2 rRNA genes are annotated in these 359 nt (G+C 43.5%); both read right to left on the bottom strand.

Annotated features, from left to right (window positions below):
- Nucleotides 1-117: ribosomal RNA gene (gene rrf / locus RH99_RS18105) — 5S ribosomal RNA — on the bottom strand.
- A gap of 61 nt (nucleotides 118-178) precedes the next feature.
- Nucleotides 179-359: ribosomal RNA gene (locus tag RH99_RS18110) — 23S ribosomal RNA — on the bottom strand; the annotation flags it as partial.

Genomic DNA, 359 nt, shown 5'->3' on the forward strand with positions numbered 1-359 from the left:
ACCCAGCGCCGACCTACTCTTCCACAGGGCTTCCCCTGAAGTACCATCGGCACATTAGAGCTTAACCTTCGTGTTCGGAATGGGAACGGGTGTTACCTCTAAGTCATAGACACTGGATATATTAAGAGTATGTACTCTCAAAATTGCATAGTGTTATTAAAGTAAAAATAGTTATATATTGGTCAAGCCCTCGACCTATTAGTATCAGTCAGCTAAATACATTGCTGCACTTACACCTCTGACCTATCAACCTGATGTTCTTTCAGGGGTCTTACTAGCTTACGCTATGGGAAATCTAATCTTGAGGTGGGCTTCACGCTTAGATGCTTTCAGCGTTTATCCCTTCCCGACATAGCTAC

The sequence above is a fragment of the Clostridium arbusti SL206 genome, assembly GCF_000246895.1.
GTDB lineage: Bacteria > Bacillota > Clostridia > Clostridiales > Clostridiaceae > Clostridium_I > Clostridium_I arbusti.